The organism is Arthrobacter sp. K41 (assembly GCF_059089645.1).
This window is the reverse complement of the sequence record NZ_JBNHEW010000001.1, coordinates 851,994-875,768: the sequence shown is the minus strand read 5'-3', so window position 1 is coordinate 875,768 and position 23,775 is coordinate 851,994. Positions and strand designations below refer to the sequence as shown.

General features: G+C 64.5%; 24 protein-coding genes, 1 other RNA gene and 1 riboswitch. Of the genes, 10 read left to right on the top strand and 15 right to left on the bottom strand.

Annotated elements, in window-relative coordinates:
* Positions 1–11 precede the first annotated feature (11 nt).
* From AC5RTE_RS04155 to AC5RTE_RS04120, 8 genes are all read left to right on the top strand, one after another.
* On the top strand, positions 12–425 hold the full coding sequence (locus tag AC5RTE_RS04155) for a pilus assembly protein TadG-related protein (protein ID WP_494040157.1): 414 nt from the start codon (positions 12–14) through the stop codon (positions 423–425).
* Between the two features lie 96 nt (positions 426–521).
* Positions 522–1,637 carry a peptide chain release factor 2 gene (gene prfB / locus AC5RTE_RS04150; protein WP_494040102.1) on the top strand — a complete coding sequence of 372 codons (1,116 nt, stop codon included), beginning with the start codon at positions 522–524 and terminating at the stop codon, positions 1,635–1,637.
* A gap of 184 nt (positions 1,638–1,821) precedes the next feature.
* Positions 1,822–2,601, top strand: coding sequence for a cell division ATP-binding protein FtsE (gene ftsE / locus AC5RTE_RS04145; RefSeq protein WP_494040101.1), 780 nt, complete (start codon positions 1,822–1,824; stop codon positions 2,599–2,601).
* On the top strand, positions 2,598–3,512 hold the full coding sequence (ftsX, locus tag AC5RTE_RS04140; protein ID WP_494040100.1) for a permease-like cell division protein FtsX: 915 nt from the start codon (positions 2,598–2,600) through the stop codon (positions 3,510–3,512). Before ftsE ends, ftsX begins: the two co-directional genes overlap by 4 nt.
* Positions 3,513–3,538: 26 nt before the next feature.
* A complete protein-coding gene (locus tag AC5RTE_RS04135; protein ID WP_494040099.1) occupies positions 3,539–5,017 on the top strand; it encodes a peptidoglycan DD-metalloendopeptidase family protein in 1,479 nt (492 codons plus the stop codon).
* An 84-nt stretch (positions 5,018–5,101) separates the two neighbouring features.
* The gene (gene smpB, locus AC5RTE_RS04130) at positions 5,102–5,575 is read left to right on the top strand and encodes an SsrA-binding protein SmpB (RefSeq protein ID WP_050054575.1); all 474 of its coding nucleotides are present in this window, start codon (positions 5,102–5,104) and stop codon (positions 5,573–5,575) included.
* A 77-nt stretch (positions 5,576–5,652) separates the two neighbouring features.
* Positions 5,653–6,021: a transfer-messenger RNA gene (gene ssrA / locus AC5RTE_RS04125) on the top strand.
* 241 nt (positions 6,022–6,262) lie between these two features.
* Positions 6,263–7,246 carry a S1C family serine protease gene (locus tag AC5RTE_RS04120; protein ID WP_494040098.1) on the top strand — a complete coding sequence of 328 codons (984 nt, stop codon included), beginning with the start codon at positions 6,263–6,265 and terminating at the stop codon, positions 7,244–7,246.
* Positions 7,247–7,289: 43 nt separating this feature from the next.
* Here the strand turns inward: AC5RTE_RS04120 and AC5RTE_RS04115 are convergent, their stop codons facing one another.
* From AC5RTE_RS04115 to AC5RTE_RS04070, 10 genes are all read right to left on the bottom strand, one after another.
* Positions 7,290–7,658 carry a hypothetical protein gene (locus AC5RTE_RS04115; RefSeq protein ID WP_494040097.1) on the bottom strand — a complete coding sequence of 123 codons (369 nt, stop codon included), beginning with the start codon at positions 7,656–7,658 and terminating at the stop codon, positions 7,290–7,292.
* 44 nt (positions 7,659–7,702) lie between these two features.
* On the bottom strand, positions 7,703–8,134 hold the full coding sequence (locus AC5RTE_RS04110) for a FluC/FEX family fluoride channel (RefSeq protein ID WP_494040096.1): 432 nt from the start codon (positions 8,132–8,134) through the stop codon (positions 7,703–7,705).
* On the bottom strand, positions 8,134–8,562 hold the full coding sequence (locus AC5RTE_RS04105) for a fluoride efflux transporter FluC (RefSeq protein WP_494040095.1): 429 nt from the start codon (positions 8,560–8,562) through the stop codon (positions 8,134–8,136). Before AC5RTE_RS04105 ends, AC5RTE_RS04110 begins: the two co-directional genes overlap by 1 nt.
* A complete protein-coding gene (locus AC5RTE_RS04100) occupies positions 8,563–9,276 on the bottom strand; it encodes a metal-dependent transcriptional regulator (protein WP_494040094.1) in 714 nt (237 codons plus the stop codon). It abuts the gene before it with no gap.
* Between the two features lie 31 nt (positions 9,277–9,307).
* Complete coding sequence (locus AC5RTE_RS04095) at positions 9,308–10,066, bottom strand: class I SAM-dependent methyltransferase (protein ID WP_494040093.1); 759 nt, start codon at positions 10,064–10,066, stop codon at positions 9,308–9,310.
* 115 nt (positions 10,067–10,181) lie between these two features.
* On the bottom strand, positions 10,182–11,618 hold the full coding sequence (locus AC5RTE_RS04090) for an aminotransferase class V-fold PLP-dependent enzyme (RefSeq protein ID WP_494040092.1): 1,437 nt from the start codon (positions 11,616–11,618) through the stop codon (positions 10,182–10,184).
* A gap of 36 nt (positions 11,619–11,654) precedes the next feature.
* A riboswitch (SAM riboswitch) is annotated at positions 11,655–11,768 on the bottom strand.
* Between the two features lie 159 nt (positions 11,769–11,927).
* Positions 11,928–12,740, bottom strand: a complete 813-nt coding sequence (gene hisN / locus AC5RTE_RS04085) for a histidinol-phosphatase (RefSeq protein WP_494040091.1) — start codon at positions 12,738–12,740, stop codon at positions 11,928–11,930.
* Positions 12,741–12,788: 48 nt separating this feature from the next.
* Positions 12,789–13,904 (bottom strand): ribosome small subunit-dependent GTPase A, encoded by a 1,116-nt coding sequence (rsgA, locus tag AC5RTE_RS04080; protein WP_494040090.1) that lies wholly within the window; start codon positions 13,902–13,904, stop codon positions 12,789–12,791.
* Positions 13,888–15,279 carry a 3-phosphoshikimate 1-carboxyvinyltransferase gene (aroA, locus tag AC5RTE_RS04075; RefSeq protein WP_494040089.1) on the bottom strand — a complete coding sequence of 464 codons (1,392 nt, stop codon included), beginning with the start codon at positions 15,277–15,279 and terminating at the stop codon, positions 13,888–13,890. Before aroA ends, rsgA begins: the two co-directional genes overlap by 17 nt.
* A 7-nt stretch (positions 15,280–15,286) precedes the next feature.
* Positions 15,287–15,835: a DoxX family protein gene (locus AC5RTE_RS04070; RefSeq protein ID WP_494040088.1), complete on the bottom strand. Its 549-nt coding sequence runs from the start codon at positions 15,833–15,835 to the stop codon at positions 15,287–15,289.
* Positions 15,836–16,116: 281 nt separating this feature from the next.
* Here AC5RTE_RS04070 and AC5RTE_RS04065 point away from each other — a divergent pair, with 281 nt between their 5' ends.
* Together AC5RTE_RS04065 and rsrA are read left to right on the top strand one after the other, a co-directional pair.
* Complete coding sequence (locus tag AC5RTE_RS04065; RefSeq protein ID WP_494040087.1) at positions 16,117–16,881, top strand: sigma-70 family RNA polymerase sigma factor; 765 nt, start codon at positions 16,117–16,119, stop codon at positions 16,879–16,881.
* Positions 16,878–17,138: a mycothiol system anti-sigma-R factor gene (rsrA, locus tag AC5RTE_RS04060; RefSeq protein WP_494040086.1), complete on the top strand. Its 261-nt coding sequence runs from the start codon at positions 16,878–16,880 to the stop codon at positions 17,136–17,138. The genes AC5RTE_RS04065 and rsrA overlap by 4 nt, the downstream gene beginning before the upstream one ends.
* A gap of 118 nt (positions 17,139–17,256) precedes the next feature.
* On the opposite strand, the gene AC5RTE_RS04055 is transcribed toward rsrA, so the two are convergent.
* The 5 genes from AC5RTE_RS04055 to AC5RTE_RS04035 form a co-directional block, all read right to left on the bottom strand.
* On the bottom strand, positions 17,257–17,331 hold the full coding sequence (locus AC5RTE_RS04055; RefSeq protein WP_369299106.1) for a 50S ribosomal protein bL37: 75 nt from the start codon (positions 17,329–17,331) through the stop codon (positions 17,257–17,259).
* Positions 17,332–17,454: 123 nt separating this feature from the next.
* Positions 17,455–18,072 (bottom strand): PadR family transcriptional regulator, encoded by a 618-nt coding sequence (locus tag AC5RTE_RS04050; RefSeq protein ID WP_494040085.1) that lies wholly within the window; start codon positions 18,070–18,072, stop codon positions 17,455–17,457.
* Positions 18,072–18,899, bottom strand: coding sequence for a DUF4097 family beta strand repeat-containing protein (locus AC5RTE_RS04045; RefSeq protein ID WP_494040084.1), 828 nt, complete (start codon positions 18,897–18,899; stop codon positions 18,072–18,074). The genes AC5RTE_RS04050 and AC5RTE_RS04045 overlap by 1 nt, the downstream gene beginning before the upstream one ends.
* An 84-nt stretch (positions 18,900–18,983) precedes the next feature.
* Positions 18,984–19,583: a GDSL-type esterase/lipase family protein gene (locus AC5RTE_RS04040; RefSeq protein ID WP_494040083.1), complete on the bottom strand. Its 600-nt coding sequence runs from the start codon at positions 19,581–19,583 to the stop codon at positions 18,984–18,986.
* 144 nt (positions 19,584–19,727) lie between these two features.
* Positions 19,728–23,543 carry a multifunctional oxoglutarate decarboxylase/oxoglutarate dehydrogenase thiamine pyrophosphate-binding subunit/dihydrolipoyllysine-residue succinyltransferase subunit gene (locus tag AC5RTE_RS04035; protein WP_494040082.1) on the bottom strand — a complete coding sequence of 1,272 codons (3,816 nt, stop codon included), beginning with the start codon at positions 23,541–23,543 and terminating at the stop codon, positions 19,728–19,730.
* Positions 23,544–23,775: the final 232 nt, after the last annotated feature.

The window sequence follows — 23,775 nt, the reverse complement described above, 5'->3', positions numbered from 1 at the left end:
AAGACGGCCAGATGATGGTGATGATCCTCGGCTACGTCGTCGTAGCTTTGCTTGTCACAACTGTTGTCATCGGCATCTCCTCCGTCTACCTGGAACACAAACGGTTGCTCTCACTGGCCGACGGCGCCTCCGTGGCTGCCGCGGATAGCTACACCCTGGGCGAGGTAGCAACACAGGGCGGCAGCCCCTCGGCAGTCCTGAGCCCCGGAAGAGTGAGGAACGTGGCAGCAGCCTTCATTGCCAGGAGCCCCGCGTCGCAGCGCTTCCGTGGCCTCGCCGTCACAGCGGCAACAGGCAGCCCTGACGGTGCCACCGCCGTCGTCGTCTTAACTGCTGCTGTTCACCCGCCGGTGGTGAACTTCCTGATGCCTGACGGCATCCGGATCGAGGCGACCTCAACCGCCCGCTCACGGCTTACGCGCTGACCGCTCTCGGACGCCCCAGCTGGCCGAGCGACCCCGGGCTGGTCGCCAGGTGGCAAGGTCCGGGCCTGCAGCCGGATGGCGTAGGCTTAAACCACCATGGCCAATATTGATTTTTCCGCTGAAATCCGCGCCCTTCGCGCCACCTACGACTCGATCGAGAGGGTCTCCGATGTGGAGGCGCTGAAGGAAGACATCGCCGAACTGAGCGAGCGGGCGGGCGAACCGGACCTGTGGGACGACCCCTCAGCGGCACAGAAAATCACCTCACGGCTTTCCCACCGCCAGTCGGAGCTTGAGCGCCTGAACAGCCTGACTTCAAGGATCGACGACCTCGAAGTACTGGTGGAGCTCGGGCAGGACGAGGACGACGCCGACTCCATGGGAGAGGCTGCGGCAGAACTCGAGTCAATCAAAAAGGCATTGAAAGACCTCGAAGTAGTCACCCTGCTCTCGGGCGAATACGACGAGCGTGAGGCCGTCGTTTCAATCCGCGCAGGAGCAGGCGGCGTTGATGCTGCAGACTTCGCGGAGATGCTGATGCGCATGTACCTCCGCTGGGCCGAGCGGCACGGGTACCCCACCACCGTTATGGACACCTCCTACGCAGAAGAGGCCGGTCTGAAGTCCGCAACGTTTGAAGTGAAGGCACCCTACGCCTTCGGCACCCTCAGCGTTGAAGCCGGAACACACCGGCTCGTGAGGATCAGCCCCTTCGATAACCAGGGCAGGCGCCAGACCTCCTTCGCCGCCGTCGAAGTCATCCCGTTGATCGAGCAGACGGACTCCATAGAGATCCCGGACAACGAGATCCGCGTCGACGTCTTCCGCTCCTCAGGCCCGGGCGGCCAGTCGGTGAACACCACCGACTCGGCGGTCCGCCTCACCCACATTCCCACCGGAACCGTCGTCTCCATGCAGAACGAAAAGTCGCAGCTGCAGAACCGCGCCGCCGCCATGCGAGTGCTGCAGTCCCGGCTTCTGCTCCTCAAAAAGGAGCAGGAAGACGCCGAAAAGAAAGCGCTGGCCGGCGACGTCAAGGCGTCCTGGGGTGACCAGATGAGGTCCTACGTGCTCAACCCATACCAGATGGTCAAAGACCTCCGGACCGAGCACGAAGTCGGCAACACCTCGGCAGTGTTCGATGGGGAGATCGATGACTTCATCGACGCCGGCATCCGGTGGCGGACGGACAACCGGAACGCCGAAAAATAAGGCACTGAAGGAACTGCCGGACGAACAGGAACCGGCGACACACCCCCTGAAACCCGCGTGATACACCGGAAGTACTGCGTATAGTCAAGGGGCCGGGGCCCTACTTTCCCCCAACGAAACCCGCGCACCGGCTGCAGAACTGGGCTGCATCAGAATCAGCCATGCCTGCAGGGTACTTAGGGCCATGATCCGATTCGAAAATGTCACCAAGGTATACGACCAGAAGGCAAGGCCTGCACTGGACGCCGTCAACCTTGAGATTGACCGTGGCGAATTCGCCTTCCTGGTGGGCGCATCCGGCTCCGGCAAATCCACGTTCCTCCGGCTTGTCCTCAAGGAGGACCGGGCAAGTTCAGGTGCGGTGTACGTCGCAGGCCAGAACGTCGCCAAGATTTCCAGCTGGCGCGTCCCGCGGCTCCGGCGTGGAATCGGCGTCGTCTTCCAGGACTTCCGCCTCCTGCCGCAGAAAAACGTCTTCGCAAACGTGGCCTTCGCCATGCAGGTCATTGGCAAGAGCCGCAGCGTCATCCGGGACACCGTTCCCGAGGTACTTAAGACAGTGGGCCTGGAGGGCAAAGAGCACCGGATGCCGCACGAATTGTCGGGCGGTGAGCAGCAGCGCGTGGCCATCGCCCGCGCCGTCGTCAACCGGCCCGGCATCCTCCTGGCCGATGAACCCACCGGAAACCTGGACCCCACCACCTCGATGGGCATCATGGGCATCCTGGACAAGATCAACCAAAACGGAACCACCGTGGTGATGGCAACCCACGACGACGACATCGTCAACGAGATGCGCAAGCGCGTGGTTGAGCTCAAGAACGGCATCATCATCCGCGACGAGGCAAAGGCGCTGTACACCTCGATGATCCCGGTCGTCGGCCAGTCGCGCCGGCTCAAGGACGCCAGCGGCAGGGAAGACCCGGAAACGGGACAGCTGCAGGAAGACGGGGGACGGCGATGAGGCTCGCGTTCATCCTCAGCGAGATCGGCAGCGGACTCCGCCGCAACGTCTCCATGGTGGTCTCGGTCATCCTGGTCACTTTCGTCTCACTCACCTTCGTCGGTGCGGCAGGAATGCTGCAGATGCAGATCAACCAGATGAAGGGCTACTGGTACGACAAAGTCCAGGTGGCCATCTTCCTGTGCAGTGAAGGGTCGACGGCGGCTGGTTGCGCGGGCGGTCCCGTCACCGCCGAGCAGCAGGAAAGCCTCAACGGGTTGCTGGAATCCCCCGCCGTGGCGCAGTACGTCAACGACTTCCAGTTCGAGTCCAAGGAAGAGGCGTATACGCACTTCAAGGACCAGTTCTCGAATTCGCCGATCGTGGATTCCGTGACGCCGGACCAGTTGCCGGCCTCCTTCCGGATCAACATGAAGGACCCGGAAAAGTACCAGATCATCAGCGAGACCTTCTCGTCCCAGCCCGGCGTCGAAACCGTCATCGACCAGCGCCAACTGCTTGAGCGGCTGTTCTCGGTCATGAACGGCGCCTCCCTGGTTGCAGTGAGCATCGCCGGTGTGATGATTGTGTGCGCCATCCTGCTGATTGCCACCACCATCAGGCTCTCCGCCTTCAGCCGCCGCCGCGAAACGGGCATCATGCGCCTGGTGGGCGCCTCCAAGACGGTGATCCAGCTTCCGTTTATCCTCGAAGGCGTCATCGCCGCTGTCATTGGCGCCGCCTTGGCCTCCGCGACACTCTGGGCCGTGGCGCACTTCTTCCTCGGCGAGTACATGTCCCAGCAGTACCCCGATACCGCCTTCATCTCGTCTGGCCAGACACTGATCCTCGTGCCGGCACTGATAATCCTTGGCGGATCCTTGGCCGGAATTTCGTCCCTCTTGACCTTGCGCAGATACCTTCACGTCTAGGTATGCAAACCGAACAAGGAATGCCCATGAACTTTACGGACCAAACTTCCCCCATGCACAGGCCGGCCCGCCGGCGCAAAGACCCGCAGCGAAGCGGAGTCATCAGCGCCGTGCTCGCTGTTGTCCTCGCAGCGGGGCTTGCGTCCTCCACCCCGGTGGCTTTCGCGGATGAGCTTGAAGACCGGCAGAAAGCCCTCGAGGCAGAAGCAGCCAGGGTCCAGCAGTCGTTGGAGTTCGTCGATTCCCGTATCGCCAAGGCTGCAAGCGACCTGGTCCTGTACCAGGGCCGGCTGCCCGGCGCCCAGCAGTCGCTTCTGGAAGCCCAGGGCCGAGTAGCCGGGGCAGTCAAGGAAGTCGAAGCACTTTCCGCCCGCGTAGACATGGCCCAGCAGAACAAGGCCAAAATTACGCAGCAGATGGAAACGGACAAACAAAAGATCGCCGACACCAAAAAGCTGATCGGCCAGATCGCCACCCAGGCGTACAAGTCCGGGGGAGTACCCTCAAACCTCTCACTCTTTTTCGGCTCCAACAATGGCGGAAGCCTGACCGAGACCATGGACCTGGCAGACCAAGCCATGCGCAGCCAGAACGCGGCCATGGACAAGCTGCAGCAGCAGAACGCCACGAACGTGAATTCCGAGGCCCGTCTGCAAGCGGTGGAAGTCGAAATCAAGGACCTGAAAGGGAAGGCTGACGCAGCCCTTGAGCGGGAGAAGGCCGCCCGCGACGAAGCCGCTGTTAAGAAGGAAGAAGTGGACAGGCTGATCGCGGACACCACCCGCCTTGACGCCGAGCTCCAGGCAGCCAAGCCTGGCATCCAGACCCAGCTCGCCGGGGTCCAGGCAAGTCAGGACGCCGTTGCAGCTGAGATTCAGGAACGTGACCGGAAACTGCGTGAAGCGTGGGAAGCCGAGCAGCGCCGCCTGGCGGAAGCAGCCGCAGCGGAGCACCGGAGGCAGGCGGAAGCTGCCGCTGCTGCCGCTGCTGCCGCGGCGGCAGCACGCAACCAGCCGCCACCGCCCGTGCAACCCTACGTGCCCCCCGCACCATCGGCGCCGGTGGTAGGTTCGCCGTCGGCCTTTGGCCTCCGGCATCCCTTCAACGGCGGCGTGCCGATCACATCCGGGTTCGGGTGGCGCGCCACCCCGCCCGGCACCATCGACTTCTATGGGAAGGGCGGCTACATGCACACCGGCCTGGACTTCGGCGCAGCGTGTGGTACACCCGTTTACGCTGCAGCGGCAGGGGAAGTTTTCAGCTCCGGCTGGAGCTCTGCCGACGGCGGCGGCTGGCGGGTGAAGATTTCGCACGGCCTGGTCCAAGGCAACACGCTGACCACTATCGTTTACCACAATGCCAGCGTCGTGGTGTCGAACGGCCAGCGGGTCTCGCAGGGCCAGTTGATCGCCTACTCCGGCAACACCGGCAACTCCACAGGCTGCCACGCCCACTTCGAAACCTGGCTGAACGGCAACGCCGTGGACCCGACGGGACTGCTGTAGGGCGCTTTACCCTGCCGTACACTGGTATGACTCCGCACCGGCTGGGCTGGAGGACATCCGATTCTTGAACTGAGGAGCATTCCGTTGCCTAAAGAAAGTGGCCGTAAAGTGGTGGCCACCAACCGCAAGGCCCGGCACGATTACCACGTGCTGGATACCTACGAGGCTGGAATTGCACTTATGGGGACCGAAGTGAAATCCCTGCGCGAGGGCCATGCCTCCATGGTGGACGGATTCTGCACCTTCTACAATGACGAGCTGTGGATGGAAGCCATCCATATCCCCGAATACAACCAGGGCAGTTGGACCAACCACGCCGCCCGCCGCCGCCGCAAGCTGCTGCTGCACCGCGAGGAACTGATCAAGATCTCGCATAAGGTGCGCGAGTCGGGCTACACCATCGTCCCGCTGCAGCTGTACTTCGTTGACGGCCGGGCCAAGGTGGAGATCGGGGTGGCCCGCGGCAAGCGCGAGTACGACAAGCGCCAAACCCTCCGCGAGCAGCAGGACAACCGCGAAGCCCAGCGCGAAATGCGTGAGCGCAACCGCCGCCGCTAGTCTGGAATGAATGGCGGTCAGGATGCGTTATAGTGGGTAGTCCGGCGGGCTTGCCAGCCGGTTTGGTAAAAGAATATGGGGATGATCGGTTTCGACGATGTTAGTCGCGACAGGTGAAGCGGGCCGAGGATGCAGAATTATCTCGTAAACGCTTTCTGCAAACCAATAAGTGCCGAATCTAAGCGCACTGACTTCGCTCTTGCTGCTTAACCAGTAAGACAGTCCGTCAGCCCGAGGTTGCTATCGCCCCGGATCCTGGCGTCATTTAGATAGCCACTGCTGTTCACCTCCGTCATCGGGGTGAACGGGACTCTTAGGTGACTGGGCCCGGATCAGCCAGCTGTTTGCGGCATGGCTGGGGCCGAGAAATTCCGACGCAAACTGCGCCCGGAGAAGCCCTGACAACACGACATCGGACGGGGGTTCAATTCCCCCCATCTCCACATTTGATATGCGTCAGCACATCCCTACGGATGGGCCGGCTCATGAGATAACACCCCGGTCTGCGGACCGGGGTGTTTTTCTTTGCCCGTGGCAGGTGCCCGCCGCGCTGCAAGTCCCCGCGTCCACGCATCGTTCACCCAAGGCGTAGCGCAGGCGGGACTCGTGGCAGCCGCCCGGTCGTTGTCTCGGGTAGGACCCGGACGTGCAGACCGCCGGGATCGGGCTACATGCAGGAGGTGCCCCATGAACCAAAGCAGCGAGCCAGTTTCGGAAGCGCCCGACGTCGACGCGCTGGATTCGTATTCGCAGACAGTCATGCGCGTGGCCGCCGCCGTTACACCTCACGTTGCCGCCTTGGAGATGTCTGCCCCGCGCCGCAACGGCCGCATGCGTCTAGGAGCCGGTTCGGCCGTGCTTTTCACCGAAGACGGCTACCTTCTGACCAATGCCCACGTGGTAGCCGGTACCCAGCGCGGGCACGCGGTGTTCGCCGATGGCAGCCGGATGGAGCTGGAGCTTGTGGGCGCCGATCCGCTGTCCGATCTTGCTGTTGTTCACGGCAGACCACCGCGGATACCGCCGGCGCAGTTCGGCGCTGCGGAGTCCTTGCGGGTAGGCCAGCTCGTGGTGGCCGTGGGCAACCCCTTAGGCCTGTCCGGTTCGGTGACGGCGGGAGTAGTCAGCGGCCTCGGCCGGGCCATTCCTGTCTGGTCCGCCGGCAACAGGCGGGTCATCGAGGATGTCATCCAAACAGACGCCGCGCTGAACCCTGGCAACTCCGGCGGAGCGCTGGCGGATACGCACAGCCGGATCGTTGGCATCAACACTGCAGTTGCAGGTGCCGGCCTTGGCCTGGCGATCCCCATCAACGCCACCACCCAGCGCATCATCTCGGCCCTGCTCAAGGATGGACGGGTACGCAGGGCCTACCTTGGCCTCGTCAGCACGCCTACCCGGCTCACCCCCAGTGCCGTCATCAGAACGGGCCAGCGGGATGCGCTGCGGGTGGTGGAGGTGCTTCCCGGTTCTCCGGCGGACAAGGCAGGCCTGGCAGCAGGGGATATCCTCCTTGCCGCCGGCGGCCGCGCTGTCAGCGACGCCGAAAGCCTTCAGCGGCTGCTCTTCTCGGACGCCATCGGCGAACCCCTCCAGCTCGCGGTGCTCCGGGACGGCACGGAAATCCGCCTCATCGCCGTCCCCGAAGAGATGACCAGCAACGGAAAGTAACGCGCCCAGTGCGCTGGCAGCAGATGCCGGGGCTGGTGTAGCACTAGTCCTGCCCCGGCACGTCCGCAATGCCCACGAAACGCGTGCCGACGCCGTCGAACTCGCTGCGGACGTATCCCTCGCGCACGCGCGGAACATCCTCAGGCCGATGGTGGCCGCACACAACGTAGGTAAAGTCGGGCCACCACTTCTTTGGCCGCGCTGCTTCTTCGTATCCACAGACGGCGCACTCAAGATGGACCCAAACAGCCCGCTTGCCGGTACGGTTGGCGCGGGACTGGACCAGCCAGGGCGGCGGGTTGTCCAGGATCTCGCCCAGTTCGGCCTCGGTCATCCACTTTGGAAGGCCGTGGCGCTGGGCCATTTCCATCGGTACATCAAGGGCAATGGCCGCGTCACGTCTGCTAATCATCACCATCCACCATACGGGAGCCTGCCAAATCGTCAGTGGTTGCGCTAAGCGGCCAGCCCAATGCCGGCCCCGGCAGCGCCAAAGCCGAGGACAAGGTTGGCCGCCACAAACCACATGGCGGAACCGAACCGCGCTTCAGCCAGCAGCCGCACCGTCGCCGTGGCCCAGGAACTGAAGGTGGTGAGACCGCCTGCCAGCCCCGTTGCCAGTGCCGTCTGCCATTCCGGAGCCAGCCCCAGCTTCAGCGCCATGGCGTGGGAAACCCCGATGAGAAAGCAGCCCAGGACGTTCACCAGCAGCGTGGCCCAGGGCCAGTGCAGCCGCGCCCTGGCCTTCCAGCCACGACCGGGACCGGCAGGGGAAGCACCAACCGCATTGGCGGTCCGGATAGAGGTGTGATGGGCAAACCAGCTGTCCACCGCGAAGCGCAGAAGGGCTCCCGCGATGCCGAACAGGCCCACCAGGACAGCAGCCATCACGAGGGGGTACCAGGCAAGCTTTCGTGGCGCCGGGCCACCAGCGTGCCGAAACGCCACCCCACGCCGGCCGCGGCCAGCCCCAGGACAACCGACAACACCAGGTAGGCCACATACAACACATGCGCCCCCGCCCGGGCCAGCTGGTCCACCGAAAACACCACCGCAGAAAACGTCGTGAAGGACCCAACCAGCCCAGGCCCCAGCCCGGCCCGCAACCAGAACGCGGTATGCGGCCTGGCGATCCAGACAGTAGTCAGCGCGGCCAGCACGAAGCTGCCCGCCACGTTGATCCACAACGTGGCCCACGGCACCGAGCCGGCAGCATCCGGGAACACCAGCCCCAGTCCGTACCGCAGTTCAGTGCCGAGTAGGCCTCCGGCCGCAACAGCAAGCCACGCGCGGCCTGCCGGCATGCCGGCGTGCATTCAGCTCTCTCCCAGCAGGCAGCCCGGGTGCGGATGGTCGCTGTGCACCCACAGTGCCGAGGTGATTTCGTCCGCGAGGTCATAGTCCCTGGTCCTGCCCGCGTTCCTGATCCGTACTACCAGGGCACCGCCGAACGGCTTGCGGCCCACCACCTCCACTTCGGCGTCGAGGTCAATCTCCTCCGCGGAAAGGTAGCGGAGCAGGTCCGGGTTTTCGTCGCTGATCCGGGTGATCCGGCCGGTATGGCCCTGGTCCAGCTCACCCATCAGGTGGGCCGGAGGCATCAGCACCTTCCCGTCCGCCGTGGGAATGGGGTCGCCGTGCGGATCACGCTGCGGGTTCCCAAGTTTTTCGGCAACGCGCTCAATAAACGTGTCTGAGACTGCGTGCTCCAGCAGTTCAGCTTCGTCATGGACCTCATCCCAGCTGTAGCCCAGCTGCTGGACAAGGTAGGTCTCAATCAGGCGGTGGCGCCGCACCATGGACAGTGCCAGCCTAACGCCGGCGTCCGTGAGCGTGATGGCACTGTAGGGCTTGTGGTCGACAAGCCCTTGGTCCTTCAGCTTGCGGACCATCTCGGAGACTGAAGAATTGGCAACACCGAGCCGCTGAGCCAGCTGGGAGGACGTGATGGGCTTGTCCTGCCACTCAGTGAACGAATAGATGACCTTGACGTAATCCTCGATGGAGGAGGAGGGCGCGCTGGTCTTCACAGCTCCAAGCCTACCCGTTGCCCGTTTCCCGTCACGCTTTGAAGGCCCGCCAGGTGAGCGTCAGGTAGGGCAGGTCAAGCTCTTCATCCTGGCCGTGTCCCAGGTGCTCGTGGAGGTACCAGTCCAGGTTGGCCAGCACCTTGTCCCGGATTGCTTGACCTGCGCGGAGGTAATAGCTTCGCGACTTGGTGAGTTCCACCAGGTCCGTGGTGGTGACGCGGTCCTGCCAATGGGTCACATGGCCCTCAAGCCCCTTGAACTCCGGTCCCACGAGCGGGCGGAAGTCCGGTTTGTACACGTCCCCGGCGTGCATGATCCGGGAGAGCCGGTGGACCCAGGGAACCGATGTATCCAGCTGGTTCCAGACCAGTCCCAGCGTTCCGTTCGGACGCAGGACGCGTGCCAGTTCCGTGCTCGCGGCCAGGGCATCGCACCAGTGCCAGGCCTGGGCAACACTGACGACGTCGAAGGCCTCCGGTGGCAGGCCCGTTGCCTCTGCGGTGGCATGGACCGCCGTGGCGCCGGGGTAGTGCGCCTGCAACTGTTCGAGCATGTCGGCGGAGGGGTCCAAGGCGGTGACGGTAAGGCCCAGGCCCAGCAGCAGTTCGGTGAACTTTCCGGTGCCGGCTCCGGCGTCGAGGGCGTCAAGGGCTCCCTGCGGCACCAGCCACTGCGCGGATTCTTCCGGGTAGCCAGGGCGGACCTGCTGGTAATGCCGGCCACCGTCCTGGAAGCTCTGGCCGAGCTCCCGTCGCCGTCCGTGATCAAGTTTGGGGCCACCCCGTACCACGTGTGGCCTCCTTCGCCTGATGCCCTGGGTATCCTTCGAATTTACCGTACCCGTCGTGCCGGCAAGGCCAGAAGGCAGAACCAGCGGGCAGCAACAGGAGCTCCCGGCAGGGAGCTCAGTCGTCGAGGCAGGGGGCCGCGCCGGCGGTTCCCGGCGTGTTGGGGGCCCAGTGCGGGTAGGTGCGGGTGTCGTTGGCGGGGACCCAGCGCCCGGCGTCCACCACGTAGTCCCACCCAAGGCCGTGGCGGCGCAGCGACTCGATGCCGGCAAGGAGCCGTTCGGCATCCTCAAGGCGTGAGCCGACGCCGAAGCTGGCGCGCAGTGAACCGGAGGGCAGGCCGAGACGCTTCAGCAGCGGGTGGGCGCAGAAGCGGCCGTCGCGCAGGCCCACACCGTGCTCAGCAGACAGGTAGGCGGCCACCAGTCCGGCGTCGTAGCCTTCCACGGAGAAGTTGACCACGCCGATGGTGTCCGTGTCCGGGTTCGTGTCCTTGAAGATCGTGTGGACGGTTACGCCGTCGATCCTCTGCAGGCCTTCCACCAGGTACGAGCGGATGGCGGACTCGTGGGCGTGCCACTGGTCCTGGTCAAGCCCGGCAATCACCTGTGTGGCGCGTGCCAGCGTGGCTGCGCCCAGGACGTTGGGGGAGCCGCCCTCGTGGCGGGCCGGGCCGGTGGCCCAGCTGACGCCGTCGAGCCTTGCTTCCTTGACGGCGCCTCCCCCTGCGAGATGCGGCGTTCCGGCGTCCAGCCAGTCCGTGCGTCCCACCAGCACGCCCGCGCCGAACGGTGCGTAGAGCTTGTGGCCGGAGAAGGCGAGGTAGTCCACGCCGTCTGCTGCGATATTGATGCGGCGGTGCGGTGCCAGCTGGGCGGCATCCACCACAATCCGTGCGCCGTGTTCGTGGGCCAAAGTGGCCAGGATCCGGACGGGAAGGATTTCCCCGGTGACGTTGGAGGCACCGGTGACAGCAAGCAGGCTCACGCCGCCCTGCTCCAGTTCGGCGCGGACCGACTCGATGGTCCCGGCGATGGTGTCGGCGGCGACAATGCTGCGGTGGGGGACGCCCTGCCACGGAAGCAGGTTTGCGTGGTGCTCGATGTCCAGGTACAGGACGTCGCCGTCGGGCCGGCCATCCGTTTCCGGCAGGCATCCAGCCAGCAGGTTCAGCGAATCAGTGGTGTTCCGGGTAAAAATCACCGAATCATCCGGACGGCCGCCCACGAATCCGCGCACGATGTTGCGGGCGTTTTCATAAACGGACGTGCTGATCTGGGACGCGTAGCCGGCTCCGCGATGGACGCTGGCGTAGAACGGCAGGATCTCGTTGAGGTAGGCCGAGACCACGGAGAGGGCGGGAGCAGAGGCTCCGTAGTCGAGGTTGGCGTACCGGACGTGCCCGCCGGAGATCAGCGGCGCCTGGATTTCGGCGCCGGTGACGGCGGAAAGCGGCCGCCCGGCAACAGCCCGGCGGGCGTCGAAGGCGGCAGCATCAGACTGGACAAATTCTGGCTGGGCGGCGGCGTTGGGGGAGACGGTGGCAGTAGTCACGGCAGACCTCACTCTGAAAGGACTCCCAGTACCGGGAATCCGCGCTTGCCGCATCCGTTCCGGACCGGCCTGGTCGTCACCCGGGGCACCCCACCGCGGTTGGAGGGTTGCCGGCCAGCAAACCGGGGTTTCGCGCTGGCACTCGTGACCTGGTTAAGAGCGTAGGACATGCAGCAGGAAGGTTCGAAGCCGGCTGGAATGTTAAGCGTTTTGTTACGCACCGACTGAAAAGTCCCGCTATGGCCGAAGAAAACGACGGCGGGCGCCTCCTTGGGGAGGCGCCCGCCGCTGATTGTTCGATGCAGACGCTTAGAGGAGATCGTCAAGGTCAGGGTTCAGCCGGCGGAGAACCTCGGAGTGCAGGATGGAATTTGTGGCCAGCGCGTTGCCGCCAAAGGGCCCGTCCTCACCCTCCAGGGAGGTGAAGCGGCCACCCGCCTCGACCACGATCGGCACAAGTGCCGCCATGTCGTACAAGTTGAGTTCGGGTTCGCAGGCGATGTCCACCGAGCCTTCAGCCACCATGCAGTAGGACCAGAAGTCGCCGTACGCACGGGTCCGCCAGACATCCTCGGTAAGGCCCAGGAAATTGTCCAGGCTGCCGCGTTCCTTCCAGCCGCCCAGGCTCGAGTAGGACAGCGAAGCATCGGACAGGTTGGCGACGTTGGAGACGCGGAGCCGGGTGGCGGCCGCCAGTGACCGTCCCATGTAGGCGCCCATGCCCTTGGCCGCCCACCAGCGCTTTCCCAGGGCCGGTGCGCTCACCACTCCGACGACGGGCTCGCCTTCATCCACCAGTGCGATCAGGGTTGCCCACACGGGGACGCCGCGGACGAAGTTTTTGGTGCCGTCGATGGGGTCGATGATCCAGCGGCGGGACCCGTGGCCGGTGCTGCCGAACTCTTCCCCGAGCACGGCGTCACGCGGGCGGGACCGGGACAACTGGCCGCGGATGGCTTCTTCTGCGGCCTTGTCCGCGTCGGTGACCGGCGTCAGGTCCGGCTTGGTCTCCACGTGGAGGTCCTGGGCCTTAAAGCGGCTCATGGTCTGGTCATCCACGGAGTCCGCCAGGACGTGGGCCAGGCGCAGGTCATCGTTGTAGCTTGAAGCGGGTTGGATCATGGTTCCAAACTACCGTCTGTGCGGGGTTCTGCTGGGAGGTCGGCCTTGTCAGTTGACGCTTCCCAGTTCCTTGGTCTCCTGCGCCTCCAGGCGTGGGTCGGTGCCCAGCAGGCGCCGCAGCGAAGCGAGCCGTGCTGCCCCCGTGGCGCCGGCGTGGCCGCCGCCCACCCAAGCGTCGAGTCCGCAGTTCACCGCCGTGGCGGTGTGCTTGCAACCGCGTTCGCAGTCCTCGATGCCGGGGGAGAGGTCCGGGAAGGAGCGCAGGATCCGGTCCGGATCCACGTGGGCCAGGCCGAATGAACGGATGCCGGGGGTGTCGATGATCCAGCTGCCTACCGGTGCGTCTGCCAGTCTCAACGCCAGCGCCGACGACGAGGTGTGGCGCCCGCGCCCCGTCACGGCGTTGACGCCGCCGGTAGCCCGTTCCGCGCCGGTCAAGGCATTCACCATGGTGGATTTGCCCACCCCTGAATGCCCCAGCATGACCGTGACTTTCTCATCAAGGTACGCGCGGAGCTCAGCCACGGCTTTGCTGTCGAGCCGTGCGGAGAGGCCGTCGTCCGAACGGGCATCAATGCCTGAAGCGCTGGAGTCCGCAGTGCGGCTGATGATCACCGGGAAGTCCAGGTGCCTGTAGTTGGACAGCAGGTCCGCCGGATCCTTAACGTCCGCCTTGGTGACCAACAGGATCGGCTCGATCCCGGCGTCGTAGGCCGCCACCAGGGCGCGGTCGATGAAGCCGGTGCGCGGCTCGGGGTTGGCCGCAGCCACCACAATCACCAGCTGGTCCGCATTGGCCACCACAGCCCGCTCCACCGGGTCCGTGTCATCGGCGCTGCGCCGCAGCAGGGTCCGGCGGGCCTGGATCTTCACCAGCCGGGCCAGGGTGTCCGGTTCGCCCGAGACGTCACCTACAAGGGAGACGAAATCTCCCGCCACCACCGGGTTGCGGCGCAGCTCCCGGGCCCTCGCGGCTATGACAACCCGTTCGTTTCCTGAGTCCTCGCCCACCACTGCCGTGTAGCGCCCGCGGTCAACGGTGATGATCCGGCCGGTTACGGCGTCGTCGTGGCTGGGCCGGTCTTTGGTGCGCGGGCGCGAACCCTTTTTGCTGGGCCTGATGCGGACATCGGATTCATCCCAGGAGTCAGTGCTGCGCGCCACTGGTGGTACCTTCCGCGCGGGCTGTGGCCGGCCCTGCCTGGGCCAGCATGTCCGCCCACAGCCGGGGGAAGTCCGGCATCGTTTTCGCGGTAGTGGCGATGTCCTCCACCTGCACGCCCTCCACTGCCAGGCCAAGGATTGCCCCGGCCGTGGCCATGCGGTGGTCGGCGTAACTGCGCACGACGCCGGCGTGCAGCTGGGCGGGCCGGATCACCAGACCGTCACTGGTTTCCTCGGCATCACCGCCCAGGCGGTTGATCTCGGTGACCAGCGCCGCCAGCCTGTCGGTTTCGTGGCCGCGAAGGTGCGCTATGCCGCTGAGCCGGGAAGGGCCGGTGGCCAGCGCGCAGAGCGCTGCCACGGTGGGGGCGAGTTCGCTCGTGTCCGCAAAATCGGCGCCCTTGATTTCAGGTCCGCCCGTTACGGTGAGGACGCCGTCCCGAAGCGTGACGTCCGCGCCCATTTCAGTGAGGATGGTCCGCCAAAGGTCTCCCACCTGCTGCGTCTGTTCCGGCCAGTCCGGGATGCGGACTGTTCCGCCGGATGCCAGGGCAGCGGCCAGGAAGGGACCGGCGTTGGACAGGTCCTGCTCGATCCTCTGGTCGAAGGCGCGGATGGGTCCCGGGGCAACAACCCAGTGGTTGGGAACCGAATCGTCAACAACAACCCCGGCTTCGCGCAGGACGGCTACGGTCATGTTGATGTGGTCGAGGCTCGGCACCGGCTTCCCGACGTGCTCAAGGTGCAGTCCTTCGGTGAACCTTGCGCCCACCAGAAGCAGCGCCGAAACGAACTGCGAGGACGCGCTGGCGTCGATGACCAGGTGGCCGCCGCGCACCTCTCCGGTGCCTTCCACCACAAACGGCAACGACGACGGCGCCCTGCCGCCTTCGGCGGTGACCGCCACCCCCAGCGCCTTGAGAGCTTCGATAATGGCCCCCATGGGCCGGTTACGGGCGTGGGGGTCGCCGTCGAACTCGCTGGCCCCGTTACGGAGCGCCGCCAGCGGCGGAACAAAGCGCATCACCGTGCCGGCAAGGCCGCAATCTATCCTCGTGGAGGACGGTGCCGCACCCGCCGGGAGCGGGACCACTTCCAGGTCCGGACCGAACGCGCCGTCACCCGGGACCTCCGTGATGGTGGCGCCCAGCTGCCGGAGCGCATCAATCATCAGCGCCGAATCCCTGGAATGCAGCGGCGCGCGCAGGCGTGACGGGCCCTCGGCCAGCGCTGCAAGTACCAGGTACCGGTTGGTCAGCGACTTTGAGCCCGGAACCCTGACAGTGGCATCGACAGGCCGAGATGCGAAAGGCGCAGGCCAGTGGGGAAGGGACGTTCCTGCGTTGTCCTGGGTGGCGGCGGCTGCTGCGGTCATGTCCTGCTTATGCCCCCGTGGCCTGTTCAACGGCGCGGCGTACAGCCTTATCAGCTTTGTTCAGCTTCTTGTTGGTGGTCTTCCTGGCGTCCGCGGCAAGGTGCGCGGCACCCTTCCTGGCATCGGCAGCCAGGTGCTCAGCGCGCCAGGCCAATCCCGGCTTGCCGTTGGTGTCAACAGACGCCAGGAGTGCCCCGCCGCTCAGCGAGAGGTTCTTCAGCAGCTGGCTGCGGCGGTTCCCGCGCCCTTCCTTGCTGCTGATGTCCGCACTGCGCCATTCAACGAAGGTGTTGAGGAGGGAAATGACGGTCAGCACGGTGGCCGAAAGCCGCGAAAACTTCCCGAGCCCAAAGAGGACACCCGCGCCCACCTGGGTGCCGCCGATGACCCGGGCCAGCGTTTTCTCATCAGTCCGGAACGGCAGCGCCGCCGTGGCCTTGCTCAGAAGCGGTGACAGCTGCTGCGCAGTGTCATCGGCATTTTTGAGCTTATCCATTCCGGCAAGAACAAAACTGGAGGCCAACATTGGCCGTGCGAGAGTGCGGACAAAGGACATGAATTTCCTCCTGGCTGGACGAACCGCGTCGGGTGCGGCGAAGTCGGTTCTAGTCTTGCACTTTTGGGGAATATTTGCCCGGGGGCCGGGGTTATCGAAACTGGGTCCGCGAAAGCCTGGCCCGACAGACAAAGCACCGGACAACAGAGTGGAGTTGGCCCTTGAGGCGGGTGTTGGACGGAATTGACGCAGCAGGCCCGGTGGCAATGGTCTCCCTGGAGACCGAACCCCGCGGGTACGGCTCACCGCGTGCGCGGAGCCTGACAGTAGACTTGAAGGCAATGAGCACCTTGGATCCGGCCGTTTCGGCCATGTATGAGGCTTCCCAGAGCGAAGCCAAGACTGACGCACGGCCGGGGCCTGCAGAGCCAACGGCAGAAGTACAGCCGCTTGATGCGGAAACTACTGACGTGGCAGTCGATGTTTCCATGGAGTCCGCGGAGGCGCGCCGCGCCCGTTTCGAGCGTGATGCCATGCAGTACGTCGATCAGCTGTACTCAGCCGCGATGCGCATGGCCCGGAATCCCGCCGACGCCGAGGACCTCGTCCAGGAGGCCTACACCAAGGCCTTCTCTGCGTTTCACCAGTACAAGCCGGGTACCAACCTTAAGGCCTGGCTGTACCGCATCCTGACAAACACCTACATCAACCTGTACCGCAAACGGCAGCGCGAGCCGCTTCAGTCCAACTCGGACACCATCGAGGATTGGCAGCTCGCGAGGGCCGAATCACACACCTCCAGCGGGCTGCGGTCCGCAGAGGCAGAGGCGCTGGATCACCTGCCCGATTCGGACGTCAAGCGTGCGCTCCAGGACATTCCCGAAGAGTTCCGCCTTGCGGTGTACTTCGCGGATGTCGAAGGCTTCGCGTACAAGGAAATTTCGGACATCATGAACACCCCCATCGGCACGGTGATGTCCCGGCTCCACCGCGGCCGGAGGATGTTGCGGGACATGCTCGCAGAGTACGCCGCAGAGCGGGGATTCAAAACGGCCGCCCCCCAGCAGGACGCGGCGGAAAGCACACAACAGGAGAACAGGAAATGAGCGACTGCCAGGGATTGGGCGACTGCGACGATACCCGGATGCAACGCATCTATGAGTATCTGGACGGCGCCCTGACCCGTGAGGACATCACGGAAATCAAAACGCACCTTGATGAATGCCCCGAATGCACGGAGCAGTATGACCTTGAGTGCGTCATCCGCAACATGGTCAAGCGCTCCTGTACCGAAGCTGCGCCGGATAACCTTAAAAACGCCATCCTGGACCGGATCCACTCGATCCGGCCAGTGGATGTCTAGCTCGGCTGTCCGGCCACAGGGCCAGGGCCGCGATTTCCTCACCTGAACACAAAGGAACCCCGAAAGCCATGTGGCTTCCGGGGTTCTTTTGCTGTGAACCGTAGTACCTGGCCTTTGCCTAGGTGTTGGGGCGCTTCCCGTGGTTCGCGCCGCCACGCTTACGGTCACGACGCTTGCGTGCACGCTTGCTCATAGCTGGCCTCCTTACTGTTGTACTCAAAAAGAGCTGCCCTCAAGTCTCCCACATGATGTGGCGCCCCGCGAACCGGCAACAGCCACGTGACCTGCGGTTCGATGGAGCTCTCGTGTGGCAAAGCTATTTTTCCGCAAGGGAGTTGCGGACTGCGATGCGGGCCTGTTCCAGCACCGTCCGAAGGGTTTCCAGGGCCACCGGGCTTATGGGCTGCCGGCCCGCCTGCTGGCGCAGCTCGGCTCGGAGGTCGTCCCGGAACGACTGGAGCAACATCTCGGCTTCTTTAAGGGCGCGTTTGCCTTCCGGTGCGGACCTGGTCCCGGCGGCAGTGAGATCGACGGAACCGGCCGCGGCCCGCGCCGCTTCGGCGGTGGCTGCGAGGTCAGCCCGCAGCCCGCGCATGTTGCTGCGGATGTCCTCCCGCAGGTTGTCCGCAAGCCGCCGGACAGAAACGGAAATTTCCTTTTCCACTGCGGCCAGTTCTTCCCGCCGCAGGTTCAGTTCCGCGACCCCTGCAGGCGTGATGCGGTAGTTGGTGCGGCGCCCGGCCGATTCCGTGGCCACCAGCCCTTCTTCCTCGAGCTTCCCCAGCCGCGGGTAGATGGTGCCCGCGCTGGGGGAGTAGGTGCCGCCGAACCTGTCCTTGAGCGCCTTGATGAGTTCATAGCCATGCTTCGGGCCGGATTCCAGCAGCGACAGCAGGTAGAGCCGCAGGGCGCCGTGGGCGAAGACGGCGGGCATCAGGACCGTTCTTCCGCGTTTCCGGCCGCTCCGCTGTGGATGATGGACGTGGTGCCTGAGACGGAGTTGGTCCTGACCAGCATGAGTTTGGCGTCAGGTCCGGCGATGGTTTCTACTTTGCCGCCGGGCACGTGATACTCCTGGTGGTCGATGACCACCGTTCCGCTGGCAGACTTGGCGACGATGTCCACGCCGACGTCGTCGGGAATCCGGATGGTGAGGTCACCGGAGACTGAGTTAGCACCGAAGTCCTGGGTATAGCCCAGCAGGTCGAAATTCATGCCGCCGCTGACCGTATTGGCCCGGATGTGGCTGAAGTTTCCTGAGGCCGTTACCTCGCCGGAAACAGTCTTGGCCGTGAGGACGCCACTGTGGTCCCGGGCGCTTACCTCGCCGCTGACGGTGTTGACGTGCAGTTCGCCGTCAGTGCCGTCGGACATGACAGAACCGGAAACAGTGTTCAGGCGGGTGCGGCCCGCCATCCCCGAAACGAGGCCGTCACCGCTCACGGTGCCTGCCTCCACCTCAACAGTGGCGGGAACCGCAATGCTGATGACTGCGTAGTTCTCGCTGTTATGGTTGACCGTTCCCATCAGGTTCTTGAACCAGCCCTGGGGACCGTGCAGCTGATGGCGGACCTCAAGCCGGCCGTCCTCGAGTGAAACGGCCACGGGGTCGCCCCGGACCTCCGAGATCTCGATCCGGGTAACCGGCTCGTGGTGCGCCACCACATCGAAGCGGCCGCGCACCATGCCCAGCTTGAGGGACGTCACCGAGTCGACGTCGATGGTTTGCGCGCTTGTGACATCCCAGGTCTGATCAGCCATTGGTCCTCCAAAAACGATATATCGCGTGATGCACCCAACGTACCGCCCCGGGCAGCCCGGGTCAAGATATATCGCGATCCGTACCTATTCGGGTACGGCCATCCCCAGCCACTGGAACCAGCCGCGGTGCAGGACCAGCCAGGCCATCAGCCCATATCCGGCCTGCCCCGGAGTGCCCCCGTTTGCCGCCAGGTCCTGGCGCCACTGTTCGTGGTTGAGGAGGGGGGAAAAAGTATCCACATAAAGATGCTTCCGGCGGGTGGTGACGTCAGCGAAGGCTGTGTTCAGCTCGTCCAGGCGGCGGTTCTGTGCGGGGTCCAGGGTTGGGGGAGGTCCCACCACAAAGACTCCGAGCCGGTTCTGGGACGCTGAGTCCAGGATGTTGGCAAGATTGAGCCGGCTGCGGGCGGTGGAAAGCCCGAATTCGATGTCGCGGCCGGACAGGCCAATCACCAGGCGGTTCTCGGTTTGCCCGCTGAACCGCCGGCCGGCTTCATCCATCCACCGGGCGGCCAGGCCTTCCGTTCCTTCCTGCGGACAGGGGAGGGCGTAGCTCTCCAGGAGCACGCCGTCCTGGGGAGTGCGGGCCAACACGCGGCCCAGCCAGCCGAGTGCCCGAGGGTCACCGAGCCCCGCCAGCAGTTCATCGCCTACAGCTGCGATACGCAGCTTCCTGTCTTCCACACGTTCCTCTTAACTTCGGTGCTGACTGCCCGTCGCCAACCGGACCACTTAGGGGGATCGGGCAGGCGCTGTCCATCCCATTAAACAGAACTGCCCGGCCGGAGTCTGGTATTTCGACGTCCGGCCGGGCAGCCTTACTGATTACTACCGCGCAAATGCCTGCTTCAAGAGGGCATCCTGTTCCGCGGCGTGGCGCTTCATGGAGCCGGCGGCCGTGGAAGCCGAGGCCGGACGCGACACCAGGCGGACGCGCCGTTCAAGGGCGTCCGGCAGGTTCAGGCCGATGAACGGCCACGGTCCCTGGTTGGCAGGCTCGTCCTGCGCCCAGACGACCTCGGCGTTCGGGTACTTTGCCAGCTCCGCGGCGATCTCCGCGGAGGGCAGCGGGTAAAGCTGCTCCACGCGGACGATCGCCGTCGTCTTGTCATCGGTCTTCTGCCGCGTGGACAGGAGATCGTAGTACAGGCGGCCCGAAACCAGCAGAACGCGTTCGACGGCTTCCGCAGCCAGCTGTTCATGGTCCCCGATGACAGGCTGGAACGTGCCATTGGTGAAGTCCTCCACGGAAGACGCGGCACCCTTAAGGCGCAGCAGCTGCTTCGGCGTGAAGATGATCAACGGCTTCCGCGGGCGGCTGTAGGCCTGGCGGCGCAGCAGGTGGAAGTGCGAGGCTGCCGTGGTGGGGTTGGCCACGATCATGTTTTCCTCGGCGCACATCTGCAGGAAGCGCTCAATCCTCGCCGAGGAGTGGTCCGGGCCCTGGCCCTCGTAGCCGTGCGGAAGCATCAGTACCAGCGAGGAACGCTGGCCCCACTTTTGCTCGGCCGAGGAGATGAACTCGTCAATGATGGTCTGGGCACCGTTGACGAAGTCGCCAAACTGGGCTTCCCACAAAACGAGGGCATCGGGGCGTTCCACTGAATAGCCGTATTCGAAGCCCATGGCCGCGTATTCGGACAGCAGCGAGTCATAGATCCACAGCTTGGCCTGGTCATCGGAAAGGTTGCCCAGCGGCAGCCATTCCTTGCCGTTGGCGCGGTCGTGGAAGACGGCGTGGCGCTGCACGAACGTTCCGCGGCGTGAGTCCTGGCCCGCCAAGCGCACGGGGACGCCTTCCATGATGAGCGAGCCGAAGGCTGCAATCTCGCCAAAGCCCCAGTCGATGCCGCCTTCGCGGGACATCTGTTCGCGCTTCTCCAGCAACTGCTTGAGTTTGGCGTGGACGGTGAAGCCTTCCGGAATCTCCAGGTGGGCTTTACCGATCCGCGCCAGGGTGTCAGCGGAAATGGCGGTGGCCACCTGGGAACCCGTGCCGGAATCGGACTGCTGGGCGATGGGCCGCTCGATGTCCGAGACGGCTGCCGAGTCCGCGGTGATGATCGGAATCGGGGATGTCTGGGCCGCGTGGGTCTCAGCGAAGACCCGCTCCAGGCGCTCCTGGTAGTCGCGGAGCAGCTGCTCGGCTTCTTCCTCGGTGATGTCACCGCGGCCGATGAGGGACTCGGTGTAGAGCTTGCGGACCGACCTCTTGGCTTCGATCAGGTTGTACATCAGCGGCTGGGTCATCGAGGGGTCATCGCCCTCGTTGTGCCCGCGCCGGCGGTAGCAGACCATGTCGATCACAACGTCCTTGTGGAACCGCTGGCGGAACTCGTAGGCGAGCTGGCCGATCCGGACCACAGCTTCGGGATCGTCGCCGTTCACGTGGAACACCGGTGCCTGGATCATTTTGGCAACGTCGGTGGAGTACGTGGAGGACCGGGACGATGACGGGGCGGTGGTGAAGCCCACCTGGTTGTTGACCACAATGTGGATGGTTCCACCGGTGCGGTAACCGCGGAGCTGGGACAGGTTAAGGGTCTCAGCCACCACGCCCTGGCCAGCGAAGGCGGCGTCGCCGTGGACCACGATGGGCAGGACCGGGAACGACTCGCCCTGGTCCAGGCGGTCCTGCTTGGCGCGGACAATGCCCTCCAGGACGGGGTCGACTGCCTCCAGGTGGGACGGGTTGGCGGCCAGGTAAACCTTTGTCTCCTTGCCGTTGTCCGAGGTGAACGTCCCCTCGGTGCCCAGGTGGTACTTGACGTCACCGGAGCCCTGGACCGAGCGCGGATCCTGGGTGCCCTCGAATTCGCGGAAAACCTGTGCGTAGGTCTTGCCCGCGATGTTGGTGAGCACGTTCAGGCGGCCGCGGTGCGCCATGCCGATGGCTACCTCGTCAAGGCCGTCGTCAGCGGCATCGGACATGATGGCGTCCAGCAGCGGGATCAGGGACTCGCCGCCCTCAAGGGAGAAGCGCTTCTGGCCCACGAACTTGGTCTGCAGGAAGGTCTCGAACGCCTCAGCGGCATTCAGCTTCGAGACAATGCGGAGCTGTTCCTCACGGCTGGGCTTCGAGTACGGGTGCTCCAGCTGGTCCTGGAACCACTTGCGTTCCTCCGGTTCCTGGATGTGCATGTACTCGATGCCCGTGGTGCGGCAGTAGGCGTCGCGCAGGACGCCGAGGATGTCGCGGAACTTGAGCATCGGCTTGCCGCCGAAACCACCGGTGGGCCACTCGCGGTCCAGGTCCCAGAGCGTCAGGCCGTAGGTGAGGACGTCAAGGTCCGGGTGCTTGCGCTGGACGTATTCGAGGGGATCAGTGTCCGCCATCAGGTGTCCGCGGACGCGGTAGGAGTGGATGAGCTGCTGGATCCGGGCGACCTTGTTGATCTCGTCCGCCGGGTCCACCTGCTTGTCCGCGCTCCAGCGTACGGGCTCGTACGGAATGCGCAGGGACTCGAAAATTTCGTCGTAGAAGTTTTGGGCACCCAGGAGCAGCTGATGTACCAGCTTCAGGAATTCACCGCTGCCGGCTCCCTGGATCACACGGTGATCGTAGGTGGAGGTCAGGGTGAGGACCTTGCTGATGGCGTTCTGCGCGATGATCTTCTCACTGGCGCCCTGGAACTCGGCCGGGTAGTCCAGCGCACCGACGCCAATGATGGCTGCCTGGCCCTTGGAAAGGCGCGGCACGGAGTGGACAGTACCGATGCCGCCCGGGTTGGTCAGCGAAACGGTGGTGCCCTGGTGGTCCTCAGCCGTCAGCTTGCCGTTGCGGGCGCGCTTGATGAGGTCCTCGTAGGTGTGCCAAAACTCGGAGAAGTTGAGGGTTTCAGCCTTTTTGATGTTCGGCACCATGAGCAGGCGGGTTCCGTCGGGCTTCGGCATGTCGATGGCGATGCCGAAGTTGACGTGTGCCGGCTGGACGGCAACAGGCTTGCCGTCCACTTCGTCGTAGTAGACGTTCATGGAAGGGAACTGGGAGAGCGCACGGATGACCGCGTAGCCAATGAGGTGCGTGAAGGAGACCTTGCCGCCGCGTGCACGGGCCAGGTTGGAGTTGATGACAACGCGGTTGTCGATCAGCAGCTTGGCGGGAATGGCCCGGACGCTGGTGGCGGTGGGCACCTCGAGGCTGGTGACCATGTTGGTGGCAATGGCCTTCGCCGGGCCGCGGAGGACCGAAACGACGTCCTCTTCGGGAGCCGTGGGTGCCTTGACATTCTTGGGCAGCTGCGCCGGGATGGGCTGCGAGCCCGTGCCGGTACCAGTCTTTTTGGAACCGTCGCGGGCCACAGTGGCAGGAGCCTTCTTGACAGGCGCCGGGGCCGGGGCGGCAGCAGGGGCCGCAGAGGCGGGGGGCGTCGACGGAGGGGCGGGGGCTGCAGCTGGCGGCGCTGCCGGTGCCGCAGGAGCCGCATTCACAACCGGCAATTCCCTCGTTGCAGGGTGGGCAGCGGCGTGCCCGGAATTTCCGTTGGAAGAAGAACCCGCGGCCGCGCCAAAGGATGCAAACAGCGGCCACCATTTGGCGTCCACCGAGTTCTTGTCCTTCTGGTACTGCTCGTACAGTTCGTCAACGAGCCACTCGTTTCCGCCAAATTCCTCTGGTAGACGGTGGCTTGGCTGCTCTGGCACTTGAAATACGCCTCTTCCATGAGTTTGATTTCTCTCCGGCCCACGGTGCCTCAGCACTACGATCCAACCGGTCTCTGCGTCCTCTGAACCCAGACCATTGCCAGTCTAGTAAGCATCCTGTGGTAACTGCCAATAAGGGTGACCCAAATCATGAAGTGACGTGAAAAGGCCGGAATATGGCGGTTGGAAAGAAGACAGGGAAGGGTTTTTTAGGCCTGGGCAGGGCGCCCGG

What these genes read in the sequence shown, in the direction of transcription:
- ftsE (WP_494040101.1), top strand. Translation starts at nt 1,822, where the DNA reads ATGATCCGATTCGAAAATGTCACCAAGGTATACGACCAGAAGGCAAGG.
- AC5RTE_RS04065 (WP_494040087.1), top strand. Translation starts at nt 16,117, where the DNA reads ATGAGCACCTTGGATCCGGCCGTTTCGGCCATGTATGAGGCTTCCCAG.
- ftsX (WP_494040100.1), top strand. Translation starts at nt 2,598, where the DNA reads ATGAGGCTCGCGTTCATCCTCAGCGAGATCGGCAGCGGACTCCGCCGC.
- AC5RTE_RS04110 (WP_494040096.1), bottom strand. Translation starts at nt 8,134, where the DNA reads ATGGCTGCTGTCCTGGTGGGCCTGTTCGGCATCGCGGGAGCCCTTCTG.
- rsrA (WP_494040086.1), top strand. Translation starts at nt 16,878, where the DNA reads ATGAGCGACTGCCAGGGATTGGGCGACTGCGACGATACCCGGATGCAA.
- AC5RTE_RS04070 (WP_494040088.1), bottom strand. Translation starts at nt 15,835, where the DNA reads ATGTCCTTTGTCCGCACTCTCGCACGGCCAATGTTGGCCTCCAGTTTT.
- aroA (WP_494040089.1), bottom strand. Translation starts at nt 15,279, where the DNA reads ATGACCGCAGCAGCCGCCGCCACCCAGGACAACGCAGGAACGTCCCTT.
- prfB (WP_494040102.1), top strand. Translation starts at nt 522, where the DNA reads ATGGCCAATATTGATTTTTCCGCTGAAATCCGCGCCCTTCGCGCCACC.
- hisN (WP_494040091.1), bottom strand. Translation starts at nt 12,740, where the DNA reads ATGATCCAACCCGCTTCAAGCTACAACGATGACCTGCGCCTGGCCCAC.
- AC5RTE_RS04045 (WP_494040084.1), bottom strand. Translation starts at nt 18,899, where the DNA reads ATGGCTGATCAGACCTGGGATGTCACAAGCGCGCAAACCATCGACGTC.
- AC5RTE_RS04155 (WP_494040157.1), top strand. Translation starts at nt 12, where the DNA reads ATGATGGTGATGATCCTCGGCTACGTCGTCGTAGCTTTGCTTGTCACA.
- AC5RTE_RS04105 (WP_494040095.1), bottom strand. Translation starts at nt 8,562, where the DNA reads ATGCACGCCGGCATGCCGGCAGGCCGCGCGTGGCTTGCTGTTGCGGCC.
- AC5RTE_RS04135 (WP_494040099.1), top strand. Translation starts at nt 3,539, where the DNA reads ATGAACTTTACGGACCAAACTTCCCCCATGCACAGGCCGGCCCGCCGG.
- AC5RTE_RS04120 (WP_494040098.1), top strand. Translation starts at nt 6,263, where the DNA reads ATGAACCAAAGCAGCGAGCCAGTTTCGGAAGCGCCCGACGTCGACGCG.
- AC5RTE_RS04115 (WP_494040097.1), bottom strand. Translation starts at nt 7,658, where the DNA reads ATGATTAGCAGACGTGACGCGGCCATTGCCCTTGATGTACCGATGGAA.
- AC5RTE_RS04050 (WP_494040085.1), bottom strand. Translation starts at nt 18,072, where the DNA reads ATGCCCGCCGTCTTCGCCCACGGCGCCCTGCGGCTCTACCTGCTGTCG.